General features: G+C 45.7%; 1 protein-coding gene. It reads right to left on the reverse strand.

The window, feature by feature from the left end:
• Positions 1-560 (reverse strand): carbonate dehydratase (gene can, locus R7Q46_RS29270; RefSeq protein ID WP_318078594.1); only part of this gene is annotated, 560 nt, incomplete at both ends.

Genomic DNA, 560 nt, shown 5'->3' on the forward strand with positions numbered 1-560 from the left:
CTGTTTTTTTTGCTTGGCGACTCAGACGCTTATTGTCCGGGTTTAAACTCGTCGACAGTGCTTTCTGGTACGCTGCTTCCACGGTCTCTTTAGAATTCGAGCGAATACCTACATATTCAAGGCGACCATCTTCTATTCCGTATACGACACCATGAATTTCGACATCTTGCCCGCGCTCCCATGCGTTTTGCATGATGGTTGAATTGCCTAGGTTATAAACTTGTTCTGCAACGTTAATTTCACCAAGCTTATCGGCACGATCTTCAACAGGCATTTGATCTAAGTAAGAACGATGCTTGAAGTAAAGATCTCTGATGTGCAGTAGCCAGTTATTGATAAGCCCGAGTTGAGGGTTATCTATCGCCGCGTTAACACCGCCGCAACCGTAGTGACCACACACAATAATGTGCTTCACCTTGAGTACATCAACGGCGTATTGAACAACGGAAAGGCAATTGAGGTCTGTGTGAATGACTTGGTTTGCAACATTGCGGTGAACAAATAATTCACCGGAGTAAAGGCCGGTTAATCGTTCTGCGGGTACTCGACTATCGGAGCAG

The sequence above is a fragment of the Vibrio sp. 811 genome (genome assembly GCF_033339195.1).